24 protein-coding genes and 3 pseudogenes are annotated in these 23,785 nt (G+C 42.1%); 19 read left to right on the plus strand and 8 right to left on the minus strand.

Features of this window, described 5'->3' with window-relative positions; translation table 11 throughout:
• The first annotated feature begins 402 nt into the window (after nt 1-402).
• From V7K31_RS06950 to V7K31_RS06965, 4 genes are all read left to right on the plus strand, one after another.
• Nucleotides 403-1,305: a S1C family serine protease gene (locus V7K31_RS06950; protein ID WP_335093375.1), complete on the plus strand. Its 903-nt coding sequence runs from the start codon at nt 403-405 to the stop codon at nt 1,303-1,305.
• Between the two features lie 24 nt (nt 1,306-1,329).
• On the plus strand, nt 1,330-2,166 hold the full coding sequence (locus V7K31_RS06955; protein ID WP_335093376.1) for a S1C family serine protease: 837 nt from the start codon (nt 1,330-1,332) through the stop codon (nt 2,164-2,166).
• Nucleotides 2,163-2,795: a response regulator transcription factor gene (locus V7K31_RS06960; protein ID WP_335093377.1), complete on the plus strand. Its 633-nt coding sequence runs from the start codon at nt 2,163-2,165 to the stop codon at nt 2,793-2,795. Before V7K31_RS06955 ends, V7K31_RS06960 begins: the two co-directional genes overlap by 4 nt.
• A 418-nt stretch (nt 2,796-3,213) precedes the next feature.
• On the plus strand, nt 3,214-4,431 hold the full coding sequence (locus V7K31_RS06965) for a glycosyltransferase family 4 protein (RefSeq protein WP_335093378.1): 1,218 nt from the start codon (nt 3,214-3,216) through the stop codon (nt 4,429-4,431).
• A gap of 196 nt (nt 4,432-4,627) precedes the next feature.
• On the opposite strand, the gene V7K31_RS06970 is transcribed toward V7K31_RS06965, so the two are convergent.
• Both V7K31_RS06970 and V7K31_RS06975 read right to left on the minus strand, forming a co-directional pair.
• Complete coding sequence (locus V7K31_RS06970; protein WP_335093380.1) at nt 4,628-4,909, minus strand: hypothetical protein; 282 nt, start codon at nt 4,907-4,909, stop codon at nt 4,628-4,630.
• The gene (locus V7K31_RS06975) at nt 4,902-5,135 is read right to left on the minus strand and encodes a hypothetical protein (protein ID WP_335093382.1); all 234 of its coding nucleotides are present in this window, start codon (nt 5,133-5,135) and stop codon (nt 4,902-4,904) included. Before V7K31_RS06975 ends, V7K31_RS06970 begins: the two co-directional genes overlap by 8 nt.
• 644 nt (nt 5,136-5,779) lie before the next feature.
• Between V7K31_RS06975 and V7K31_RS06980 the strand changes: the two genes are divergently transcribed.
• From V7K31_RS06980 to V7K31_RS07015, 8 genes and pseudogenes are all read left to right on the plus strand, one after another.
• On the plus strand, nt 5,780-6,214 hold the full coding sequence (locus V7K31_RS06980; protein WP_335093383.1) for a calcium-binding protein: 435 nt from the start codon (nt 5,780-5,782) through the stop codon (nt 6,212-6,214).
• A 12-nt stretch (nt 6,215-6,226) separates the two neighbouring features.
• Nucleotides 6,227-6,661, plus strand: a pseudogene (locus V7K31_RS06985) (calcium-binding protein); the annotation flags it as partial.
• Between the two features lie 12 nt (nt 6,662-6,673).
• Nucleotides 6,674-6,751 (plus strand): annotated as a pseudogene (locus V7K31_RS31820) (hypothetical protein); the annotation flags it as partial.
• Nucleotides 6,737-7,519, plus strand: coding sequence for a hypothetical protein (locus V7K31_RS31825; RefSeq protein WP_442941228.1), 783 nt, complete (start codon nt 6,737-6,739; stop codon nt 7,517-7,519). The pseudogene V7K31_RS31820 and the gene V7K31_RS31825, both read left to right, overlap by 15 nt.
• A 523-nt stretch (nt 7,520-8,042) precedes the next feature.
• Complete coding sequence (locus tag V7K31_RS07000; RefSeq protein WP_335093384.1) at nt 8,043-8,801, plus strand: hypothetical protein; 759 nt, start codon at nt 8,043-8,045, stop codon at nt 8,799-8,801.
• A 116-nt stretch (nt 8,802-8,917) separates the two neighbouring features.
• Nucleotides 8,918-9,091, plus strand: coding sequence for a hypothetical protein (locus tag V7K31_RS07005; RefSeq protein ID WP_335093385.1), 174 nt, complete (start codon nt 8,918-8,920; stop codon nt 9,089-9,091).
• A gap of 99 nt (nt 9,092-9,190) precedes the next feature.
• Entirely contained in the window at nt 9,191-10,411 is a 1,221-nt protein-coding gene (locus V7K31_RS07010) for an MFS transporter (protein ID WP_335093386.1), read from the plus strand.
• Between the two features lie 148 nt (nt 10,412-10,559).
• The gene (locus V7K31_RS07015; RefSeq protein WP_335093387.1) at nt 10,560-11,537 is read left to right on the plus strand and encodes a hypothetical protein; all 978 of its coding nucleotides are present in this window, start codon (nt 10,560-10,562) and stop codon (nt 11,535-11,537) included.
• A 144-nt stretch (nt 11,538-11,681) separates the two neighbouring features.
• Here V7K31_RS07015 and V7K31_RS07020 read toward each other — a convergent pair whose 3' ends face one another.
• On the minus strand, nt 11,682-12,116 hold the full coding sequence (locus tag V7K31_RS07020; protein ID WP_335093388.1) for a hypothetical protein: 435 nt from the start codon (nt 12,114-12,116) through the stop codon (nt 11,682-11,684).
• A 307-nt stretch (nt 12,117-12,423) separates the two neighbouring features.
• Here V7K31_RS07020 and V7K31_RS07025 point away from each other — a divergent pair, with 307 nt between their 5' ends.
• Nucleotides 12,424-12,675 (plus strand): LuxR C-terminal-related transcriptional regulator, encoded by a 252-nt coding sequence (locus tag V7K31_RS07025; protein ID WP_335093389.1) that lies wholly within the window; start codon nt 12,424-12,426, stop codon nt 12,673-12,675.
• On the plus strand, nt 12,672-12,818 hold the full coding sequence (locus V7K31_RS07030; protein WP_335093390.1) for a hypothetical protein: 147 nt from the start codon (nt 12,672-12,674) through the stop codon (nt 12,816-12,818). Before V7K31_RS07025 ends, V7K31_RS07030 begins: the two co-directional genes overlap by 4 nt.
• A 128-nt stretch (nt 12,819-12,946) precedes the next feature.
• On the opposite strand, the gene V7K31_RS07035 is transcribed toward V7K31_RS07030, so the two are convergent.
• Nucleotides 12,947-14,392, minus strand: coding sequence for an FAD-binding domain-containing protein (locus tag V7K31_RS07035; protein ID WP_335093391.1), 1,446 nt, complete (start codon nt 14,390-14,392; stop codon nt 12,947-12,949).
• A 255-nt stretch (nt 14,393-14,647) separates the two neighbouring features.
• On the opposite strand from V7K31_RS07035, the gene V7K31_RS07040 reads away from it, so the two are divergent.
• Nucleotides 14,648-15,223 (plus strand): acireductone dioxygenase, encoded by a 576-nt coding sequence (locus tag V7K31_RS07040; protein ID WP_335093393.1) that lies wholly within the window; start codon nt 14,648-14,650, stop codon nt 15,221-15,223.
• Nucleotides 15,224-15,695: 472 nt separating this feature from the next.
• Here the strand turns inward: V7K31_RS07040 and V7K31_RS07045 are convergent, their stop codons facing one another.
• On the minus strand, nt 15,696-16,550 hold the full coding sequence (locus tag V7K31_RS07045) for a hypothetical protein (protein WP_335093394.1): 855 nt from the start codon (nt 16,548-16,550) through the stop codon (nt 15,696-15,698).
• A gap of 550 nt (nt 16,551-17,100) precedes the next feature.
• Here V7K31_RS07045 and V7K31_RS07050 point away from each other — a divergent pair.
• Entirely contained in the window at nt 17,101-17,592 is a 492-nt protein-coding gene (locus V7K31_RS07050) for an SET domain-containing protein-lysine N-methyltransferase (RefSeq protein WP_335093395.1), read from the plus strand.
• Nucleotides 17,593-17,813: 221 nt separating this feature from the next.
• Nucleotides 17,814-18,131, plus strand: a pseudogene (locus V7K31_RS07055) (cupin domain-containing protein); the annotation flags it as partial.
• A 535-nt stretch (nt 18,132-18,666) separates the two neighbouring features.
• Here the strand turns inward: V7K31_RS07055 and V7K31_RS07060 are convergent.
• On the minus strand, nt 18,667-20,067 hold the full coding sequence (locus V7K31_RS07060) for an amidohydrolase (protein ID WP_335093396.1): 1,401 nt from the start codon (nt 20,065-20,067) through the stop codon (nt 18,667-18,669).
• Between the two features lie 80 nt (nt 20,068-20,147).
• Between V7K31_RS07060 and V7K31_RS07065 the strand changes: the two genes are divergently transcribed.
• Nucleotides 20,148-20,948: a cysteine hydrolase family protein gene (locus V7K31_RS07065; protein ID WP_335093397.1), complete on the plus strand. Its 801-nt coding sequence runs from the start codon at nt 20,148-20,150 to the stop codon at nt 20,946-20,948.
• Between the two features lie 68 nt (nt 20,949-21,016).
• Nucleotides 21,017-21,472, plus strand: coding sequence for a cupin domain-containing protein (locus V7K31_RS07070; protein WP_335093399.1), 456 nt, complete (start codon nt 21,017-21,019; stop codon nt 21,470-21,472).
• 54 nt (nt 21,473-21,526) lie between these two features.
• Here V7K31_RS07070 and hpnI read toward each other — a convergent pair whose 3' ends face one another.
• A complete protein-coding gene (gene hpnI / locus V7K31_RS07075; protein WP_335093400.1) occupies nt 21,527-22,768 on the minus strand; it encodes a bacteriohopanetetrol glucosamine biosynthesis glycosyltransferase HpnI in 1,242 nt (413 codons plus the stop codon).
• 137 nt (nt 22,769-22,905) lie between these two features.
• Nucleotides 22,906-23,778, minus strand: a complete 873-nt coding sequence (gene hpnK, locus V7K31_RS07080; protein WP_335093402.1) for a hopanoid biosynthesis-associated protein HpnK — start codon at nt 23,776-23,778, stop codon at nt 22,906-22,908.
• Nucleotides 23,779-23,785 lie beyond the last annotated feature (7 nt).

The raw sequence follows: 23,785 nt of genomic DNA on the forward strand, positions 1-23,785 counted from the left end.
ATTTAGTCCTCTTGAGAGGACTTGAACTATTAGCCTCGGAATTTATTCCAAAGCGGGATGGCAACGAAGCAGAAGATTTAAAAAATGCTGAGATTGAGCAATCCTATTTGATTTATGATAATTGCAACTCGTAGATACCCGACAACTTTTACGAAATCGGGGATCTTGTTCTGCGCGTTTGATTAAAGATTGCTATATACAGCGTTTTTCAGGTAAATGAGGTACACAGGTAGGGGCACAACAATGTTGTGCCCTGACAATAATCTGTACAGAGGCGCTTGTTGCAATCTGCTGTAAATCCTAGCCATTTTTCTAGGGTGAATTCTCCCCATTTTTCCGATGCCATCTGTGTTGATAAAACGGCAAGATATGAATATCTAATAACGTTTGCACAAAAATCTTATGTCTTCATTACTGGCTTTATCCAACAGTTTAGCTGACACCGTAGAACAAGCTGGGAGTGCTGTGGTTGCAGTTAATACGGGTACTCGTGTTTCTCCAACTGGCATTCACTGGCGCAATGGCATCATTGTTACTTCTGATGAGTCCCTCCAGCGCTATGACGACATTACTATCACTCTCTCAAATGGTAGCACTGCACCTGTAACACTCATTGGTCATGACTCTAGCACCGATATCGCTGTTTTTAAACTAGAAAATGTAGAAATACCTGTGGCAAAAATTGGCGATGCCAAAACGCTGAAAGTTGGTCATCTGGTATTAGGACTAGCGAGAGGTAGCGAAGGTGACTTAAGGGCGGCGATGGGTGCAGTGAGCGTGATTAGCGGTGCTTGGCGGAGTATGAGTGGCGGGAATATTGACCTATTCATCCGCCCAGACATCACCCTTTACTCTGGTTTTGCAGGCGGACCGCTCGTAGATGCTGCTGGTTTTGTGGTAGGTATGAATACATCGGGGCGGCGTGGTATTGCTCTGACTATTCCCACTGCTACAGTCGATCGCGTGGTTGAGCAATTAGTAGCAAAAGGACGCATTTCAAAAGGCTACTTAGGTGTGGGAATGCAACCTGTACGCTTACCAAATAACCTGAAAACTGCTCTCAATTTAACTTCTGCAACTGGGGTAATTGTCGTTAATGTTGAGGCTTCGGGACCTGCTGAGAATGCAGGTGTGCTGCTTGGCGACGTTTTGGTAACGTTCGATGGCGTAACTGTGGGTGATACAGGTGATGTGCTGGCGCTGCTCAATAGTAGCGATCGCATTGGTAAAACTGTCAACGTCCAAGTTGTGCGGGGTGGGGTGTTAGTTGAGTTAGCGATCGCACTTGGCGAAAGACCTTTGTAATTTGTAATTTGGAACTTTGAGATTATGGCAAACACAACATTACCTAACATCGCTGCTGAATTGACAGAGGTAGCTGCTAAACTACGCGATCGCACTGTCAAAGTAAAAAGCGGCTCTCTGGGAGTCGGTTCTGGTGTAATTTGGCAACCAGACGGACTAATTATCACTAATGCTCATGTGGCAACCAGCAACCGCGCAACTGTGGAATTGGCAGACGGAAGGGTATTTGATGCGGTGCGTACACAATTTGACCCACAGCAGGATTTAGCCGCCCTAAAAATTGTCGCCACTGATTTAACTGCTGCAACTATTGGCAATTCTGAGGCGCTACGAGTTGGTGAATTAGTCTTAGCGGTGGGTAATCCGTTTGCTGAGAGTGGTGCTGTGACAACTGGAATTATCTATGCAAATAATCCGCGTGCAGTTATGGCCGATTTGCAGCTGTATCCGGGAAATTCTGGGGGGCCACTTGCCGACTGTCTCGGTCGAGTCGTGGGAATTAACACCATGATTGTTAATGGTTTAGCTGTGGCAGTTCCCAGCAGCACAGTTGAGCGTTTTTTACAAGTAAATAGTCGTCCGCAACTGGGAGTCACACTGCAACCTGTACTTTTAGATCGGCGTAGGTTGGGTTTATTGGTGTTGTCAATTTTACCTGGCAGTGCGGCGGAAACTGCTGGTATGCAAATCGGCGATGTTTTAATTGGAGTTTCGGGGCGATTATTCACTAGCATCAATGATTTAAGCAAATATCTGCGTGAGAGTAAAGGATCTCTGCCGATACAACTCCTACGCGGTGGGCAGCAATTCGTAATTTATGTTGCCGTGCAAGCTGGGAAAACTGCTGTGGAGGCGACATGATCCGAGTGATGGTAGTTGCCACTTCCCCTGTAGTCCGGGCAGGGTTATCAGCTGTGGTAACTACCAATCCTCGGCTGACGGTTGTGGGGAGTGCATCCGATTTGGATGTATTGGCAAGGGAAGTTGGGCAATTAGAACCAGATGTGGTGCTGGTAGATTTGAGTAGCAATCTTCAACAATCGGTGTGGGAAAAATTGCTGCTCATTCAAGAAAAGCAATACCCATTAGGAATGATCGTAATTGTTGAAGAACTCGATAGCATTGATTTAGAGACGGCGTTACGTTCTGGTATCCGGGGGATATTGCCCACTACTAGCACAGAATCAGAAATTGTCGCTGCTGTGGAGGCGATCGCTTTTGGTTTAGTAATACTGCACCCCGATGCTGTAGAATTACTATCTATCCGGGAAAAAGTGGTAACGAATCCTGTACAAACCTTGACACCACGAGAGATAGAGGTTTTAGGAATGCTTGGATCGGGGTTGGGAAATAAAGCGATCGCTAAACACCTGCATATTTCTGAGCATACCGTCAAATTTCATCTCTCATCCATTTTTCAAAAGCTCAGTGTCTCCAGCCGCACGGAAGCTGTTGCTGTGGGTGTGCGACTCGGTTTGATTATGCTGTAATCTCTAGTCATTATCGGTTGGATGCAATAAAAAAATACCTATAGCGGTTCTCAGTTGAGTGAGGTACAAGAACCCCACCCCCAACCCCCTCCCCGCTCTTCGATAGAGGGGGCTATGATGTACATCATGTGATTAGGAAACGCTATAAAAGTCTTTAAAACCTCACCCTGTCCTGACGGACATCCCTCTCCTTAATAAGGAGAGGGACAGGTTTTGCACAAGCAAAACCAGGGTGAGGTTTCTTTGGGCTATTCGATAAACTGTAAATTGTGTCAACAGAGACTTGTGTATACACGGTAGCCTTTTAGGAGAGAAGTCTACGCGTCGTCTATTCATTTGAAAACTGCTGTAAATCAAATAATGACATACAACCCCAATGAAGTCATGGTATATGTATCACATTTGATTGATCACTTATATGAACATTTTAATGCTCTCTTCCACCTTTCCCTACCCACCAACGCGCGGAGGAACCCAAGTCAGGACATTTAATTTACTTAAATACCTGAGTCAACGCCATACTGTTACCCTCGTGACTCAACGCGAGGGCGATGTTACAGACGCAGAAATAGCAGGATTACGCGATTGCGTGGATCATCTAGCCGTTTTTGAACGCCCGCCAGATTCTCAAACCACCGGAATATTAAAGAAAATACAGCGATTTCGTAGATTTTTGCAACAGGGGACACCGCCAAGTGTACTCAACCGCTACTCAGTTGAGATGCAAACATGGATTGATAACTGGGTGAAAGCGGGGAAATGTGATGTAATTACCTGCGAACATAGTGTCAATGAAATTTACATCCAATCTCATTATCAGAAACAGCTAAAAACTATAGTTAATGTTCATAGTTCTGTTTATGCTACCTGTCGGAACCAACTAGCAACGGGCATTTCGGAAAATTCCCTCAGAGATAAAATTAATCTGCCACTTTTGCGTCGTTATGAGCAAAACTACTGTGCTAAATTTTCGGCAATTGTCGCCACAACAGAAGAAGATAAAATTCAACTACAAGAATTTAACCCCAATAGTGAAATTGCAGTTATTCCCAATGGCGTAGATTTAGTTTCTTTCCCCAACCGTACCACCGATCCAGGAGGACATCGCTTAATTTTTATTGGTGCAATGGATAATTTAGCAAACATTGATGCTGTCTGCTTTTTCAGCAACGAAGTTTTGCCAGAAGTCCAAAAATTGTATGCCGATACAACTTTCGATATTGTCGGTTCTCATCCGGTGCCAGAAGTTTTAGCACTTGCTCAAAAACCAGGAATTAATGTGATTGGGCGTGTACCTTCGATGGTAGAATATTTACATCAAGCCACCATTTGCGTTGTACCCATGCGGACTGGGTTTGGCATTAAAAATAAAACTTTAGAGGCAATGGCAGCTGGTGTACCTCTAGTAGCGAGCGATCGCGGCTTAGAAGGATTAGCGGTAGATGGTGCTAGTCATAGATTACGGGCATTACGAGCCAATAAACCAGCAGAGTACGTTACCGCTATTAGTCAACTATTTGAGCATCCACATCTGCGTTCAGAATTGTCTCATAGCGGCAGACAACTGGTAGAAACAGAATTCACTTGGGATATCGCTGGTAAAAGTTATGAACAAGTTTGTCTTGGGAGAGAGTAATTCGTAATTCGTAATTAGGACACACCTAAAGATGCTTGAACTAATTGAGTTGCCACTTTATAAATTTTAATTCTTCTTTTGTCTCAGTGTGGGATAAATATGTGTAGAGACGTTGCAATGCAACGTCTCTACATGGGTAGAGCAAATTATCTGATCTAAATTGTATTCGTTGTTAGTTAGCTCGTGAAAATGCACTTCAATTATTCTCAAACCTAGTTGAATAACCTAACACAAGTAAATTCTTATGCTTACGCTTATTCTTATTTTTGAGGATAATCAAATAATTCTCAACATAGCGAAAAGCAGATGCACAGTCGTAATCAGCAATGGCTATAGCTTGCAAAAAAACTTTTGGGGGAATTTCAAACCCTAAAAATTTTTCTATTAAAACTAACAAATTTTTATCTGTGGCAGCGAAAGTTGTTGTTTCTGCCCCTTCTGAATCATGAAATGTATCTTCAATTAATGCTTTATACACTTTGTACCTCCCCAAAAGCATAAGATGCAAAGCCTGTGATAAAGTTTAGCTGCTGATCACGAGTTTGTAAGTTCACTGGAAGTTCAGTACTAGGACATCCGATCTCCCGTAAAATCTCCAAACAATAAGTACTGAATTGAGTGTATGGAGCTTCCTCCAATTCTTGAGCTACTTCTAGAGCCATCTCTAGATTGACTTGGATAACCGTCTTTACAGGGTTGGTCATAAACACGCCCTAATAAACTGGATGCTCTAAGTTTTGATCACAAGCACAAATAGCGTAACAGTGTTTTTGCGGAATTTATGAAGAGGCGAAATTAAAGTCTCAGCGCATTTGCGGTAATATATCCTAAATTATGCTTTCCTGGGCTGAGAGCTAGGCAATTTACATCTAAGTGCGATCGCGTCGTCGTACCCCTTCCCTACAGGACGCTCCGTGAACAGTTAACCAAGCTACGCCTAGCGATCGCACCAGAAGACGTTGGCGTAGTTAGCGGTTCGTTTAATAATTAAGTACATCTTCAAAAAATATTTTATGTTAAACAGAACTTGCAGCAATGCAACTAGAGTAGGGCATACTCAAAGTTAACTCTTGGGTAGGCGACCAAAATAAGGGTTATATTTAGCACTTGAAACGTTCATTTTGCCTAATAAATATTATGGTTATTTTGTAGACTGCGTAAGTGTTACAGATAGATAAAACGGCATTATTATTAATTATCTTTATATATATTTTATCAGAAATTTATCGTTTGAATCATTGAACTTTATGATGTTTCATCAGAAGTTTATCGCTTGAATTGTTGCAAGATGGGAGTATTACAGAGATCGAATAAATTTTGATCTGCAAAAATATTAAGGTTATAAAATATGTCCATTATTGTTGGTACTCCTAACAATGACTTTTTGTTGGGTACTAGTAGTGACGATCAAATTTTTGGTGGTGCAGGCAATGACACCATTAAGGGTGGTCAGGGTAACGACAGCATTGATGGTGGAGATGGCTTTGATACCGCAGACTACAGCAGCTTAGGTAAAAGCATCACCCTGTCAGGTGTAGGAACAATTACTAAAGCTGGCGGTTTGGGAACAGACACAGTATTTAAAGTAGAAAGGGTTATTGCTGATGCTAGTGTTGCCAACAACACCATAGATGCGTCTCAATCTTTGCCTGGAGTAGCAGCGATCGCTGATCTAGAAGCCCAAACTATCTCTGCCCTCAACGTTCCTGGTTTAGGAACATTGACATTTAATGTAGTCAACTTTGACAATGTTATCGGCACAATTAACAATGACAGCATTTAGGGCGACGCCCAAAATAATCTATTATCTGGTCTTGGTGGCAATGACCTAATTGATGGTAGAGGTGGCAATGACACATTGTTAGGTGGTGGAGGCGATGACACCTTTAAGGGTGGTCAGGGTAACGACAGCATTGATGGTGGAGATGGCTTTGATACCGCAGACTACAGCAGCTTAGGTAAAAGCATCACCCTGTCAGGTGTAGGAACAATTACTAAAGCTGGCGGTTTGGGAACAGACACAGTATTTAAAGTAGAAAGGGTTATTGCTGATGCTAGTGTTGCCAACAACACCATAGATGCGTCTCAATCTTTGCCTGGAGTAGCAGCGATCGCTGATCTAGAAGCCCAAACTATCTCTGCCCTCAACGTTCCTGGTTTAGGAACATTGACATTTAATGTAGTCAACTTTGACAATGTTATCGGCACAATTAACAATGACAGCATTTAGGGCGACGCCCAAAATAATCTATTATCTGGTCTTGGTGGCAATGACCTAATTGATGGTAGAGGTGGCAATGACACATTGTTAGGTGGTGGAGGCGATGACACCTTTAAGGGTGGTCAGGGTAACGACAGCATTGATGGCGGGGATGGACAAGACACCGTAGATTACAGCCTCAGTGGTGGTGTCACAGTATTACCAACAGGTACAGTTCAAAAAAGTAGTGGTAAAGACCAACTTATTAAGATTGAAAAAATTATTGGTTCAGCAACTGCGATAGATACGATAGACGCTTCTGGAACCAATGTACAGCTAATTGGTGATTTATCTGCTGAACAAGTCAACGTCAGCAATATTCCCGGTTTCGGTTCTTTAAATTTCGGAGTTGTGAACTTTGACAACCTTACCGGAGGTAATGGAAATGACCGCTTAACTGGGAATGCTGGAGCCAATACCCTGAACGGTGGTTCGGGTGATGACAACCTTGATGGTAGAGATGGTAATGATATTCTGATTGGCGGATTGGGCAGAGATATCTTAGCTGGTGGAGCAGGAGCTGATATCTTCCGTTACAACAGTGCTTTAGAGGGTGGCGATATTATCAACGACTTAAACGCATCTCAAGGTGATAAAATCCAAGTTTCCGCATCTGGATTCGGAGGTGGACTCCAACTAGGGCTATTACAAGCTTCTCAATTCACCCTCGGTAGTGCTTTCACCAATACCAACCAACGCTTTGAATTTAACACCAATGGCTCGATTCTATCCTTCGACAGAGATGGTAGCGGTTCGCAATTTGGCTCCGTCGAAATTGCTAGAATCAACGGCGTTAACAGTCCTCAAATTATTGAAGTAATCGCCTAGAAGATTTCGGATTTTGGATTGTAGGGTGTCGTAAATGGCTAATTGAGCGTGGTACAGACACGAGGAATTGTGTTTGTAACCCAGGCTAAAGTTGTGTTGCAAAAATCATGTGATACTGGTAAGATTACAAATTTTGTCAACTCTCGCCAGCCGTGAAAAAGTTTTTGCAACACAATCAATCATTCAACATGGCAGTTGCTTCACCTCTGAGGGCGAGATTAACGCATTACCTCATCCTGGGGAGCATCCAAAATATGTCAATTATATCAAAGCCAGGTTATGAATGATCATTGCGATCGCAACGTAGTGGAGTAAAGCTATCCCATGCAGACGTTACGCGTTCACTACGCTGTCGCTTACCCTACGGAAATGCTTAAGCTAACGCAATGACAAATATATTCTTGCTTGCATTGGGATGTTCCCCATTCTGGGTGTTGAATTATTACATTTTAGTGATACTATTCTAAGAGATTAACGAGTAACCCTTGTGGCACTTACTATCAATCAATTCTTCAAGTTATCTATGAAATATTTACCAGCAATTGCAGCTGTAATAACGCTTCTCCCATTACCAGTTAAAGCAGCTACGTTTTTAATAAATGAACGCGCTGCTTTAGGAGGCAATGATGCAGTTGATTGGGGAAGTTTAGGTAAAGTATTCAATCCCTCTGCTCCTGATTTTTCTGTTTTTTTACCTAACTCTTTCTCAACAACATCGCAAGGTGGTTTAGGGTTAGATATAAATATAGCTTTAACCAATAATCGTCAGATTACTCCACCGTTTGTCTTTCAAACTTTACCTTCACCTGGCATTCGGAGTAACTTTGCCCAAGGAGATTTTGTTCTCTTCGGAGGTATAGACCCAACAGGCTTTATCCCTCTTCCTCCTGGTACTCCTGATCCTGGTACTAAAGGGAACGGCGGACCTTTTAGCATTAGTTTTACCCAGCCTATTTTTGGCGCTGGTACTCAGATAGCTGTAGACATTAGTAATTTGGAAGTTGAAACTTTTATCACTGCTTTTGATAACGTCAATAACCTGTTGGGTAGTTTCTCAGTTTTAAGTACTTCGTCGCTAGCATTAGATAATTCGGCAGTGTTCTTGGGCATTCGTAGTGACACTCCAAACATCTCACGACTAGTTTTTAGTAGTTCTGCTCCCCAATTCGGCTTGGCCATTAATCAGGTAAGCATTATTGCAGTTCCCGAACCAACTTATACCTTGGCAATATTAGTTTTTGGTGTTTCAGGCGCAGTTTTAAAACTACGCCAACGCAGTTGATATTTCCACGGGATCGAAATAGCTTTTATTTAAGAAGTTAGAGTTTTCGGACATATTCAAACTTATGTAAGTACGTAAGCTCCAGAGAATTCTTGTCTTTCGCCAAATTCAACTCCATGTCATCCAAAGAATTAGAAAAAATCATAGACGCTAAGATACGAAAAGCTATCCGTAAGCACGAGATGATAGTTGCTTTTATTAGTGGTATTATTGGCTTAATTTTTATAGTGGGTTTGTTCCACGCTATTTTGCTCAACCACACTCAAATTCAAGCACTTTACTTGAAGTGATTACTGTTTCATTCAATGGGTCTTTATTATCAAGTCTTCTCTGATGTCCATAAAACTAATTCAAGTTACGCATATTTGTTATCAAAGTGAATTACACCTATGGAGAATAAAAACAATGGCAGGGCTATATTCGTTTTATTTTTGACTATATTTATAGACTTGCTCGGCTTTGGAATTATCTTGCCGATATTGCCTTTGTATGCTGAACAATTCGGTGCAGAACCGAATGAAGCGACTCTACTTGTAGCTGTTTATTCATTAATGCAGTTCTTATTTGCACCATTATGGGGCAGATTTAGCGATCGCTACGGTCGCCGTCCGATTTTATTACTTACTTTATTCGGTTCTGTAATTGCATACACAGGGTTAGCCTTTGCCAACTCATTATGGATTTTGTTTATTGCTCGTAGTCTTGCCGGGATTATGGCAGGGAATATTGCTACTGCTCAAGCGTACATAGCAGATATTACCACGCCAGCTAATCGATCTCGTGGCATGGGCATAATCGGAGCAGCTTTTGGTCTTGGCTTTATTCTCGGCCCTGCAATTGGAGGTATTCTGATCGGGTCAAATCGAGACAACGCTAACTTCCATCTACCGTCGTTGTTCGCAGCCGGATTATCTTTATTGGCATTTCTTTGTGCTTTGATGTTACTTCCAGAATCTCTAAATTCTGAGACAAAAGCCAAAATCCAAGTTCATCGCCACCGTCAGCGACGGCTGAACTTGCTACATCTGTCACAGCGTCCACAGTTTTGCTTGCTTGCTGGTATCTACTTTTTAGTAACCTTTGCTGTTGCAGCTATGGACTCTACATTGGCTTTATGGTCTAAGCAGCAATTAAACTGGGGACCTCAACAAACGAGTTATCTTTTTGCCTTCATGGGGATTGTCAGCACAATCATTCAAGGAGGACTGATCGGATTCCTCAAGAAAAACTTCGGTGAAATCAAGTTACTTACCTTGGGGATATTAGGATTAGGTTTAGGATTACTGCTAATTGGATTCTCACAAAGCTTAATTTTCTTATTGGTCGCCACCGCGCTTGTGGCATGGGGAATTAGTGTCAGCCAACCAATATTGAACAGCCTAATTTCCCAGATGACAGCCCCAGAAGAACAAGGACAAATATTAGGAATTGCCAGTTCTTGCTCTGCGTTGGCACGCATCGGTGGCCCAACGTGGGCAGGGGTTAGTTTTATGAAATTTGGTAGTTCTGCTCCTTTTTTGAGTGGATTTTTAGTAATGCTAGTAGCTTTGACTCTTAGTTTGCGAGTGACTAAAAGCGCATCTGAACCAAACACAGAACGTGTTGCCTGAAAATCTAGGTCTTATATCATGTCCGCCAGATTACCCATAATAAAAGAACCCCACTCCCAACCCCCTCCCCGCAAGCGAAGAGGGGGCTATGATGTACCCTATTTGATTAGGAAAAACTATAATTACGAATTACGAATTACAAATTAATATGACAGGTCGCCGAGTATTGTTTTTAGGCATCTTTGTAAGCATCCTTCTCACCTACGCAATTTGGATCGGTGGCAGCATTCCTGCAAGCATCATTAAACTTCCTGACCAAGGATTAAACTGGTATTACTGGAAACTTCCCCAACCAACCTTTTGGAGTCGAGCGACGGCTTGGGGGATGTACCTTGGGCATCAGTTTAGCATCTGGGCGTGTATCTTGTGGGCGCAGCGATCGCAGCTGAAATACAAATCAGCGTTGCACCCGATTAATTACCTCATGCTTGCCATTAATGGTGCATTCATCGGTTTACACTTTCTCCAAACCTATATTTGGTACGATGCTCTAGCTCAAGATACTTCAATTTTGGCTTCCCAAGGTGCGGTTGTCCTTCTATTAGTCTTCGTACTGATTTTGGAAACGCCTCGACGCGGTTTGTTTTTTGGCAATTCTGTTCCATTCCATCAACAATTTTTGCAAATTATCAAACTGTACCACGGCTACTTTTTCTCCTTCGCCGCTATCTACACCTTCTGGTATCATCCAATGGAAGCGACTTTGGGGCATTTAATTGGTTTTCTCTATATGTTCTTGCTTCTGCTCCAATCGTCGTTGATCTTTAACCGCAGCCATGTAAACCGTTGGTGGACGTTCTCTTTGGAAATTACGGTGGTTTTACATAGTGTCGTTGTGTCTTTGATGCTAGGACAAAGCAAGTGGCCAACATTTCTCTTTGGTTTTCTTGGCATTTTAGTACTTACCCAACTCCACGGTCTACCTGTTGGTATCTGGGCTAAACGTACTATCTACGGAATCTTTTTAGTAAGTGTACTGTCCGTTTATGCACTGACTGAACGCGGCTTGGGCAGAATTTACGAAGTAACCTATATTCCTCTGATTGAGTTTGGGCTAGTTGGCACAATTTACTTAATCTTTCTGCTCATCTTATGGACAATTTCTCGTTTACCTGTGAAGACGTAACTTCTCAATAGACCCGTCCGAAATAAGCTCCAGTCAACTCGTCAGGGTTCGAATCTGCGTCTCAATGACCTCCCTGCTCTTCCTCTTCCTGCCCAGAACTGGAGAGGAAAGCGTTAGAGTGAGACTTCAGCGATAACTCCAAATTCACAGACAGTAGCGTGTAAAGAATTCCTTCAACTCTGTCTTACCGTCTTGAGTAAAGGGATTATAAAACACCTCATCGCTATTACCCTGACTCCAAAAACGCAAAATTCTAGGGTAGTCGGCATAACGAACGTAAATTAGAGGGATTTTTGTAGAGGCTATCATATTAAATTTGGTGCGATCGCGCCGTTGAGTATCTTCCAGGTCATGCCAAGGAGACTGACATTCCAACATTAGACAAGCCTTACGGCAGTGTTCACCCAAATTAGGGTTCATCACAATAATGTCTACCCTAGAGTTAACCCAGAATTGCCACAAGGTTTTGTCGTCTAAGTAAACCCCTTCCCGTTTAGGACAGGCTATTTGCAGAGGAAATTCGGCGAAATACCAGTAGTTTTCGCCCAAAATACCACGCACCAATTCCATGATAGACATGGCGTAACCACTTATCAGTTCTCATCGCTCAAAGTCGGCAGTAAAGAAATGCGTATCTCCACGAAAAAATTCAGATTGGTGAAAATCTGACTGGTTGGATCTTGCATAACTAGTGTAGACTGCGTTGTGATGATTATCAGTCATTTAACTTTCTCCAGATTCGTTTATTTATGTGTTTACAAGCTATCTGGAAAACCCCAACTAAGTCTCCACACAAGCGTGGGCAATTTTGTGGGTAATTTTGTGGGTGGTCTATCACCCGAAGAACTTGATAACCTTGAGCAGTAAATACAAAGACATTGAACCGATGCAAAATTCTAGAGATAAGTTAAATGAAGACTTCTCAACGGTTTACCAATTATACGAATGGGATAGATTTTACCTGGATCTATTGAATTGCAATGGTGGAGATGGATTGAATACTCAAGAGCAGAGATGTTTAAAAGCTATTGCTATTGATTTACCTCGCGATCAGATTGCTAAAAAACTAAACATTACAACTGATACAGTAAAAGGCTATTTGAAGAAGCCTTTAATCTGTATCAGCAAATGGAGATGATTGAAAATGCAAAAGACTGTAGAAAAGCGATTATCAAGATGACCAAAGCCATTAAAGACGACATTGGTGATTTCATTGGGAATGACTGTAATACAGATGATTTTGAGAACGTTGATTTAAAAGACGTTACTCAATCCAAATGAACAAGTAGAATTAACTGGGTTATTAAAATTAGAAAAAATATTCAGTTTTATCAATGCTAAACTTGCTTCTTACTTCTAATCGTAATCTGCAAAATTAAAACATTACCTCTAGTCTAAAACTAACAATTTTACTCACCACTACTAATGTTTTTTTGCTGTTGATAACGCTGTTTAAACTGCTGTTGTTGTATTTTATGATCTACAATTTGCTCAGGATAGCCAATAGCATGACGTTCTAAAGATGGAATTTTACCAGTAACTAAATATTCTGGATCTACAGACCGCAATTCTGACACCCATTGCCGGATATATTCGCCCTCTGGATCGAATTTTTGTGTTTGACTGGCTGGGTTAAAAATCCGCACAGGTTTAGGGTCCATGCCGCTAGAAGCACTCCATTGCCAACCGCCATTGTTAGCAGATAAATCTCCGTCAATCAATTTCTGCATAAAGTATTTTTCTCCCAATTGGGGATTAATTAGCAAGTCTTTAGTCAGGAAACTGGCGACAATCATCCGACATCGGTTGTGCATCCAGCCACTTTCATTCATCTGGCGCATTGCTGCATCTACAATGGGGTAGCCGGTTCTCCCCTCACACCAAGCTTGGAAATATTCTTCGTTAGTTTCCCAAGGAAAGTTCTTAAAGATGTCACGGAAAGCACCATCAGCTAATTCGGGGAAGTTATACATTGCGTGTTGATAAAACTCCCGCCAAGCTAATTCCTGTTGCCATGTCCGAATATTAACTGCTGTTTCCTCACTGCGGCTGTTTTCTAGTGCTTCTATGGTGGCTTGCCAAACGGTGCGAATGCCAATTACCCCAAATTTCAAAGCTGCACTTAGTTGTGATGTTCCATCAACTGCGGGAAAATTGCGCTGTTCTTGGTATTGTGTAATCGCTTTATTAGTAAATTCCTCTAGCCGTTCTTGCGCCGCCGTCTCTCCCGGTGAAATAATCAATTCTCCATCCCAAATAAACCCTAAATCTTTCGCTGAAGGTAATGTCAAGGCTCCTGCAAGTTTGGCAATTTCCTGTTCAGCTTCTGTTAATCCCTCAACATTTTGCAGTGTTTCTAGTGGTTGAGCCTTCGGTTTAGTAATCCAATTTTTCCAGAAGGGGGTGTAAACCGTGTAACGACTATTACCACCCGTGCGGATCTCATCTGGGGAGTTGAGGATTTGATCCCAATTTTGGTTAAGAAACTGAATACCTTTTTCTTTGAGGGCATTTATAATGGTGCGATCGCGTTCTTGTGAATAAGGTTCTACATCCCAATTCCAAAAAACGGCTTTGGCATTTATTGCCTCTGCTAAAGTTGGTATCGCTTGTACAGGATTGGCGTGAAGTATTAATAACTGGCTACCAACTTGGGCATATCGCTGTTGGAGTTTCTGCAAACATCCAATCATATAAGTTACTCTCACAGGAGCAATATCATCCCGTTCGAGAATATGTCGATCAAGGCAAAACACGCCCACCACTTTCGGACTCTGCCGTTTTGCCGCAGCCAATCCCGTATTGTCAGAAATGCGTAAATCACGCCGATGCCAAAACAAAATTAAGTCAGACATTCCATGCTCGATATAGTTCACCCGTACTAGCTTAGATGCTAGTGGTACCAATGAGCATCATTCTGGCGATAAATTTATTCTGTTAATGGGCATTGGGCATTGGGCATTGGTAATTAAGTTTCTTCTCCATTACCTATCCCTTATTTCCTATTGCCTATTCCCCATGCCCCATTCCCCGGTTTGTCAGTCGGTAATAGTGGCTTTTTAGCTTAAAATTTAGTATACTCTTCTTAACAATTAATTAGTCTTTTTGTCATGGCTAACCTACTACTTGACGACGGCACAATTGAGAGTGATTTAGACGAAATAGCTCGTGAACTTGGCCTTCTTGGCATTCAACTCAGACACTACGACCCAGGAACATCGCTCCTCTTCCCCAATCTGCTAGACCAACATATTTTAACTGAGTCTGAGAAACGTTATTGTGTAGAACTCCATAACAGCGTCTTTGAATTTATTCAGCAAGAGAATGGCGCTATCTGGTGTGACTTGCTAAATGTGCATCCAGGTTGCTTCAATCTTCACCACCTGATAGCAACCTATGGCCGTTACCATACTCATCCTGTCGCTGAACCCCTCTACGTGTTGGCAGGAGAAATGATCTATGGCTTCGTGCGACCTGATGGCAGCCAAGTACAGCTTTTAGTTCAGGCACAAGACTATCTCTACATCCCCGTTGGCGTTGAGCATTGGTGCAGCCCAACTGCATCGTTGAATTTCAAAGCGGTACGCTATTTTGCGATGCCTGGGTTGGGCTGCGCCTACGCTGATGGCTGGGTTCCTAATTATACAGGAACTCAAGTGAGTGATTCGCTCCACAAGCCGCGTTAAAGCTCAAAGTTAAGCAAATTCGCGTTTTTTTAGGTTGGAATATTCTAAACATCTCGAAGTGGGGACAGCATAAAACTGCCACAAGAAGATATAATTGCGATCGCTGATCGCACCTCAAATTATTGTAGAAAAACATGGCAGCACTCTAGAGGTTAATTCTTTACCCTGAATCCCCAAAGCCCAATTATCGAGAGTGAATTCTGAAAAAGATGGGTAAGTTAAGGTTATAATCAGTCATTTTTCACTGAACATGAAAAGAGTAATAAATTTTGTACAACCAAAACGCCTAATAACATTAATCCTTTCTTTGATATGCATGTATGAATGCAGGGTTTACTTAAATTATATTGGACAGTGCGGAAAAATATCTATTCACAAAGATTGCAAATAAAATATCCCTCATAACTTCAAATTCTTGAGGTCTATTAGAGTGAAAAGGTTTAGAATTTGTGATTCAAATTCCGATTTAAAATTATCCATCCTGGCGCGGGTAGCCAAAGCTGAGATGGCTGCCAATGAGTGTGTAGAAGTCATTGGTAGCGTGTGCAGCACCCCCTGCACAACCCGGAACCTTGCACTTATCGCTAACAGTTTGGGCGACTTTGTAAAGCTCAGTGGTGTGTGGTGTCATGTCCCATCCTTCGCCACCATAACTTGTGGTTTTTTCAATATTATGTAAGACGACCACTTCAAGCCGCCAACCATTTATTTTGCTCTCGCCCAAGCGATAAATTTTAGACAATGTTGGATGTGATAGAGCCAGACGTAACTCTCTTTTTATTTGTATGAAGTCAGGTTTTTCCGACTGCATCTGCAAGTAAGCAAGCAGTTCTACGGCTGATGTGCCAGTTCTAAAAAATACCGATGCGTAACCGTCTCCCCCAGAAACGACTCTCCAATCAACTAAGGTGAGTTCTGGTGACTGTGCCAATGCCACAATCAGTAAGGTATCAGCTTGGTTATCTGTGCCAGTTATCCCACCATAACCAGACTCAATGCCAAATTTGCGATCGCAAACACCAATAATTTGCCAAACACAGTGTGCAACAGTAACTAGAGGTTCATCTCTTTCTATACCCGACATTACTTCAGCATAGTTGCTCTGGTCAACATACAAATCGTAAGAACCTGAATAATTGGAGTTTCCACATGGCGCATTGATTAATTTGCCAACAAAGTGGCAGTGTTCAAAACCAGACAGTGGATGTTGGCGCACTAAAGCAGCAAGGTGTTCAGCATCACACGGAGTAAAAGTGGCACTGAAATAGTAATTAGGGCCTTGCCCGCACTCATTGATTTCCCAAAACCAATCTTGAAATGTACTCACTATGTAAAGATACACACAACGACATAATGACCAAGATAAGCGGGGATAGATGTTTTCGACCAGAGGCTACTAGAACACCGATTCATTAATCAGAATCATGACGAAAAATTCGGGTTTATTTGAGGCGCACTCAAAAAATAAAATAGCCTCAAATCTATATACTTGCGTGAGTTCATAAATTTAAGTTAAAGCTTGCCGTGAGTCTAAAAAATAGATAGAGAAAAATACCTTCTGTACAAGAGTTTGATGACTAGCGATCGCTATTTTTTGGCACTACGAAATCGACGCTCGCTTGAGTGCTTTCCTACCCGCGTGGGGTACTTGTGCATGAGATACTTGCGCGATCGCGCTGACCTTGATGAAAACTTTAGAATATTGATGTTGATTTCCACGAGGACGTTACTCTGACGTTGATGCCAAATTGAGAGCAATAGACCAACTGATTCTGCTGTGCAGGTGGATCATTGATAGACAACTGCATTGCTTATGTTGGACGCTACAAACACCACCACAATTGCTCATCTATAAAATTAGGGAAAAGAACTAGAGTATGGACTTAGTAAGTTTGATCGATGTCAAAGTAAAGGTGACAAATAAAGGAAGAAGCGTGTTTGCCAGCCGGAGTTTCTCTAAGGGTGAGACTGTGGTCGTTGGACGCCGTGTCATGATTCTACCCCAGCGAACTAATCATTCTTTCCAAATAGACTTCGATCTGCATATAGAACTGGATGAACCAGCGCGATTGATCAATCACTCGTGTAGCCCAAACACAGGGGTTCGCAACAATGAGTTTGGCGCATACGATTTCGTCGCATTGGTCGATATTACCGAAGGAAATGAAATTACATGGGACTACGAGACAACAGAGTTTGTTTCTATTGCTGTTCCAGAATGTGGTTGTGGTTCCCCCAGCTGTCGATTAAGAACTCATGGATTCAAGTTTCTTCCCGTCAATATCAAGAAAAAGTATGGTGAGTTTATCGCGGATTACCTCAAAGACTCAACCTGTTTAACCGAGGAGAGCCAAGCCCATTTTTTCTAAATCTTCTTCGGTTCCCATTAGCTGCATCTCGATTGGCATAGTTTCGGAATTATCAGGCTGATTTTCATTAGGTTTTCTGCTCATTGCACTTTGCCCCTAAGTAAGTCAGCGCTAATATTTCAAGCTATGTTAAGAAATTTAAATGTAGGGTGTGTTGTTGCCAAGCGCCGCACCATCAGAATTCAAGGTGCGTTAACCTACGGCATAACACACCCTACAAACTAAATGTGCATCCAGGTTCCTTCAATCTTCACCACCTGATAGCAACCTACGTCCGTTACCATACTCATTCTGTCGCTGAACCCCTCTACGTGTTGGCAGGAGAAATGATCTATGGCTTTGTGCAACCTGATGGCAGCCAAGTACAGCTTTTAGTTAAGGCACAAGACTATCTCTACATTCCCTTTGGCGTTGAGCATTGGTGCAGCCCAACTGCATCGTTGAATTTCAAAGCGCTACGCTATTTTGCAATCGCTGATGGCTGGGTTCCTAATTATACAGGTACTCAAGTGAGTGATTCACTCTACAAGCCGCGTTAAAGCTCAAAGTTAACGCAAATTCGCGTTTTTTTTAGGTTGGAAGATCCCAAACATACCGAAGTGGGGAGATGTTGGCGCACTAAAGCAGCAAGATATTCAGCATCACACGGAGCAAAAGTGGCACTGAAGTAGTAATTAGGGCTTTGCCCGCACTCATTGATTTGCCAGAACTAATCTTGAAATGTACTCACTATGTAAAGATACACACAACGACATAACGACCAAGATAAGCGGAGGTAGATGTTTTCGACCAGAGGCTACTAGTTAGGCAAACTCAACCTCTTTATTATTAGCGTTTTAAGCGCAGCCGTTTTTGTTGATGCAAGAAAAACTTGTTTTTGGGCGAATACAAGTTTTAGGGAACTCGGCTGTATGTCGGTGTAGGATTTCATATCTAACAACTCATCACTCAAGTTATACTGTAATGTTTGAGACTATACTCGTCAACCTTACTAAGTATATCTTTCCCTTTTTCTAACTGAAGATTAAATACCAAAGGACGAATTTTTGCCGCAGTTCTGTATTTATTTGTGTTTTATAAACCCATAACCGTGCGATAATGTGCTTCGATTTGCGTCACGGTTTGAGACTTACGCTTTGTCTCCCATTGACTACGGTTAAATAATTCTTGTCGCAAATCATTAACGTTAATTGTGGTAACTTTGCCATCAGCAACAATTTGCTTCCCATTTACCCAAGCACTATTAACAACATTCGTGGGACGACCTAAGACTAATAAGCCAATGGGATCTGTACGGGGTAATAATGATAAATTGGTGAGGTCATAAAGTACTAAATCTGCTTGTTTACCTACTGTAAGAGAACCGAGTTTATCTGCAAGATTTAATCCTTTTGCGCCTCCCAAAGATGCCATTTCTACTGCTTGTCGGGGTGTAATCCAGTGTTGATAATCTGAGTCTGTAACGTTATGTAATATAGAACCAATTTTGATAGCTTCTAGCAAATCTTGAGAGTCATTACTAGAAGCACCATCGCAACCAAAAGTCACATTTACTCCAGCTTGGCGATATTTTAAAATTGGGGCGATGCCACTGCCTAAACGCAGATTACTTAAGGGATTATGAACAACTGTAGATTGAGTTTCTGCAAGAATGGCGATATCATCATCATTCAACCAGACGCAATGGGCAAGTGAAGTGCGATCGCTCAAAAACTCAATTCTTTTCAAATGTTCCACAGCAGTACAACCGTACTTTTCTTGAGCGAGTTTTTCCTGTGCCCTAGTTTCAAGTAAATGGGAGTGACGGCAAAGATTGTAGCGATCGCTTAACTCAGTACATCCCGCAAATAAAGCATCAGTACATAATTGTATCCCTGTTGGTGCGACCAAAATATTTACACCCTCATCTGGGCGATGAAACTGTCTCACCGCTTCTTCGATGATTTCTAATGTTGCCGTAGTTGAGCGAAAATAAGCTTCATGAGTTTTTGCTGATTCCCCGGATGGAATACCGGCACTGAGGGATTCATCTTGAATTAAGGGGGCGATAAAGGCGCGAATTCCAACTTCTCTGTAAGCGCGAGTTGCAATGGCGATCGTTTCTAACTCAAGTCCGGGAATTAACACTAGGTGATCTACTAGACTCGTCCCGCCGGAAAGTAAGGTTTCCACGGCAGTACCCAAGGCGCCCAGATAAACCTGTTCGGGATCGAGGGGAGCAAAATCATACAGTTCTGCCAACCATAATTCTAAAGGGAACATTGACATGATTCCTCGCTGCCACATCTCTGATGAGTGGGTGTGGGCGTTGAAAAAGCCAGGTAGCAGTAGCTTATTTTTGCCATCGATCGCAGTGCCGATTACCTGTAGATTGGGGGCGATCGCAGCGATCACCCCATCTACAATCTGTACATCTACTGTTGCATAATCATCACTGACGGCAATCAAAACATTCTGGATGGTGAAACTTACCATATTTAACCTTGATTAAGTAATTGTATTTTCAACTAAATTTCAAGTTACAAAATAGAAAATGGTGTTGGGTATTGCAATTTATGAATTTGCCTCTTCGGACATTGGGGGTTGCACCAAATGCGTGGACAGTGAATGATGCGATCGCAGATATCACTCGTCTTCAAAAGACCCCACAACCCGTTATTTTATCAACAGAAACTAAAACCCTGCGCCTAGACTTGGCAAAAACTGCTATCGTCGTCATTGATATGCAAAACGACTTCTGTCACCCTGATGGCTGGTTAGCGCATATCGGCGTGGACGTAACTCCGGCGCGTCAGCCTATTGAACCTTTAAACAACTTACTTCCAGAACTGCGTGAGGTTGGTGTCCCAGTTATTTGGGTAAATTGGGGAAATCGTCCCGACTTGCTCAATATTAGTGCTGGTTTGCGTCACGTCTATAATCCCACAGGGGAAGGTGTGGGATTAGGCGATCCACTGCCAAGCAATGGTGCTAGAGTACTCATGGCAGGTAGTTGGGCAGCAGCAGTAGTAGACGAACTAGAACAGATTCCCGAAGATATTCGTGTGGACAAATACCGGATGAGTGGGTTCTGGGATACGCCATTAGATAGTATCTTGCGGAATCTGGGAAGGACTACATTATTTTTTGCTGGTGTTAATGCTGATCAATGTGTGCTAACCACATTATGTGATGCCAACTTCTTAGGATATGACTGTGTGTTAGTTAAAGACTGTACCGCCACAACTTCTCCTGAATATTGTTGGCTGGCGACATTGTACAATGTCAAACAATGCTTCGGTTTTGTCATTGACTCGCAAGCGATTTTAAGAGTGCTACAAAAGAGTGGGGAGTTAGGAGTCAGGAGTGAGGAGTGAGGAATATTTAGTAATTAGTGAGTTTAGGAATTTTCATACCCATCGATAACTTCAGAGGGGATAAATAAATGTACGCTATTAGTTGTGTAATTCCGGTGATCAAATCTCTCAAAGATTACCAAGTATATCGCATCAGTCCAAACGACTCTAATCGATTAGCAATTATCTTCGATTCGACAAATGCTAATACTTCCTTAACTTGCTGCATAGAAATTTTTGATGTTGGTGGAGAAACACCGCCACATCGCCATCAGGGGGCGGTGGAAATATTTTTTATCCTCAAAGGAGAAGCGATCGCTATCTGTGACGGCAAGAGTGCCATGATCAAAGCTGGAGATAGTTTATTGATGCCTCCCACTGGTACTCATTTGATTAAAAATACAGGTTCTACTCGCTTGTATACGTTGACTATTATGGTTCCCAATGAAGACTTTTCGGAATTGATTCGCAGTGGGATTCCGGCGGAGTTAGATGCAGAAGATATGGCAGTACTGGGGAGATTAAATGCTTTGATGCCCTGTTAAAATTCTTAAGGAGGCAGGAGGCAGCAGGAATCCTCATAAATAAATTTAGGGGATTTAGGTGGTTAGTCTTTCTCTTACAAGCCCTCTCTCTTCAGAGGAGGGTTTGTGACAACTTCTATCTTCTTGTATTAGTAACTTTCCATCTTTAGTTAGCTTCAGTTGCTGCCCCCGCCACTCTATAGTGTTGCCAATAAAACCCAGACACCAAATAGCAAAGCTTAACAAGTCGCACCAAGGAACGAGCCACAAAAACTTTTTGACAATTGGATCTTTCAGACTGATGGTACCAACAACCCAAGCCATCACCAATCTTATTACCCAACAGATACATAGTCCTAGCCATCCTAATATTGAACCATCCGTGGCAATTAGCAGCAGCAAACTGCTGACGACACCGTAGGTAAAAATTAATCCTAGATAACCCCAAGGACGAGAAACTCGTTTACCACGCGCCCAACGAATCTGGCGCTTGATGGCATCAACTAAGTTGTGGCTTATTTGTACATGTTCAACAACATAATCGGAAAGCACAACTTTGTAACCTGCTTGGACAGGTAGATAGCCAAGTTGGAAATCATCTGCCAGATAATCAGCAATTGCTTCAAATCCACCGATGGCTTCTAGTACTTTTTTCGGGATGACAATGGTGGAACCAAAGGCATATTTTATGCCATTTTCCTTGATGTTGCTAACTAAAACCCCAGCATGAAATTCAGTCGTAGTACTAATAGCTTCTAATGTCGATATCCATCCTTGAGTTGAGGTTCGATACATACAGGTAACTACACCCACGCTTTCGTCTTGTAACGGCTGGATAACTCTTTGTAAATAGTCTGTTCCAACTCGGATGTCACTATCAGCAAGGAGTAAAATTTCGTATTTAGCTTTGACTGCGGCATTGGCCAAGTTGCTAACTTTGAGATTTGTGCCGATGACGCGATCGCTTACTATTAACAAAATATCCAAATCTGGAAAATTGTCGATGATTTTCTCTACAACCTCTATGCAAGGGTCTTCAGAGTTTCGCACAGCAAAGATGATTTGATATTCTGGATAATCCTGCTGACAAAATGAGGCTAGGTTTTCATAAGCATTGCTGTCAAGGCCACAAATGGGTTTGAGAATACTAACAGGTGGATGAAACTCTAGATTAATTGGCTGGGGATCAGCAAAAAAAGTTATTGCCGCATAAATTGCATAGCAATAAAACAAGACCGATGATATACACAAAACTAAGAAAAAATCAATAACTATCAGGTGAATATTTGTTAACAAAGTAGATGCAAATATGGCCATTGATTAGCAGACAAGTAATATTAGGATTTTCTAGGTTCGCTGCCGAGAAGTTTAGGACTTTTTTATGTATATTAAATGATATTGGGATGACAAAGTTATTACTTTTGAATTCAAAATTATGAATTCTGCCTTCTTCTTTAGGTGGTACGTTGAGATAGTAGATGGTGGTTGGTAATTTCAAAGCCGTTACTAAGGAGCGCTTCGCGTACCTGATCACTTAACAAGGCAGCAAGTTCTGCTTCACCTGCCCCTGGTGCTTCATTCAAAGGATCGCCATGAATTGCCATCGCTGGATGAGAGTAAATTTCCACCAAGTTTGCCTGAATTTTAGGTATCAATGCAAGTAAGTATTCCTCTGTAATGCCACTAGTTTGTAATAAACCATAAACTCTTTGGGTAAAGCTAATGCCTTGGGATTTTAGCATCTTCTCACCATAACGGCGTAGTCTGCTAAATACTGCTGACCAAACTAGCTTTGTCAGCAGATGACTGCGATTAATTCTGAGGTTTAACCCCAGTTCCTCACTGGGAAGACGAATTACTTTGATATCAAATTCTGGTGCCAGGTCAACTAAAATACGCAAAACCACTGGATGCATATGCAAATGCAAATGCCCATCCACATGAGACAGAGGCAAACCAGTTGAACGGTATTTTTCCAACTGGGCGCGAATTTCTTGCCGGAGTTCTTGACGGGTTTGGCTGACAAATTGATAGCGCAATCCAGCGATTAATGGACTGTTGGAAAAGTTACCTTGTTTGTCAACTAAATGGGGAATTTGCTCTGGCGGGAGGATAGAGCGCCCACATATCAACACAAGATGTAGACCAACAGCCAGGTTGGGGTGGGCATTTGCCAAGGTGACAGCCTCTTTTGCAGCATCAGCGCTCACCATCAGGCTAGTACTAGTTAGCACTCCTTGTTTGTGTGCTTTGATAATTGCTTGATTAACTCCTTCAGATAAACCAAAGTCATCACCATTGATAATGGCGAATCGCTTTGCTTGCATATATTTT

The sequence above is a fragment of the Nostoc sp. genome, assembly GCF_036917675.1.
GTDB lineage: Bacteria > Cyanobacteriota > Cyanobacteriia > Cyanobacteriales > Nostocaceae > Nostoc.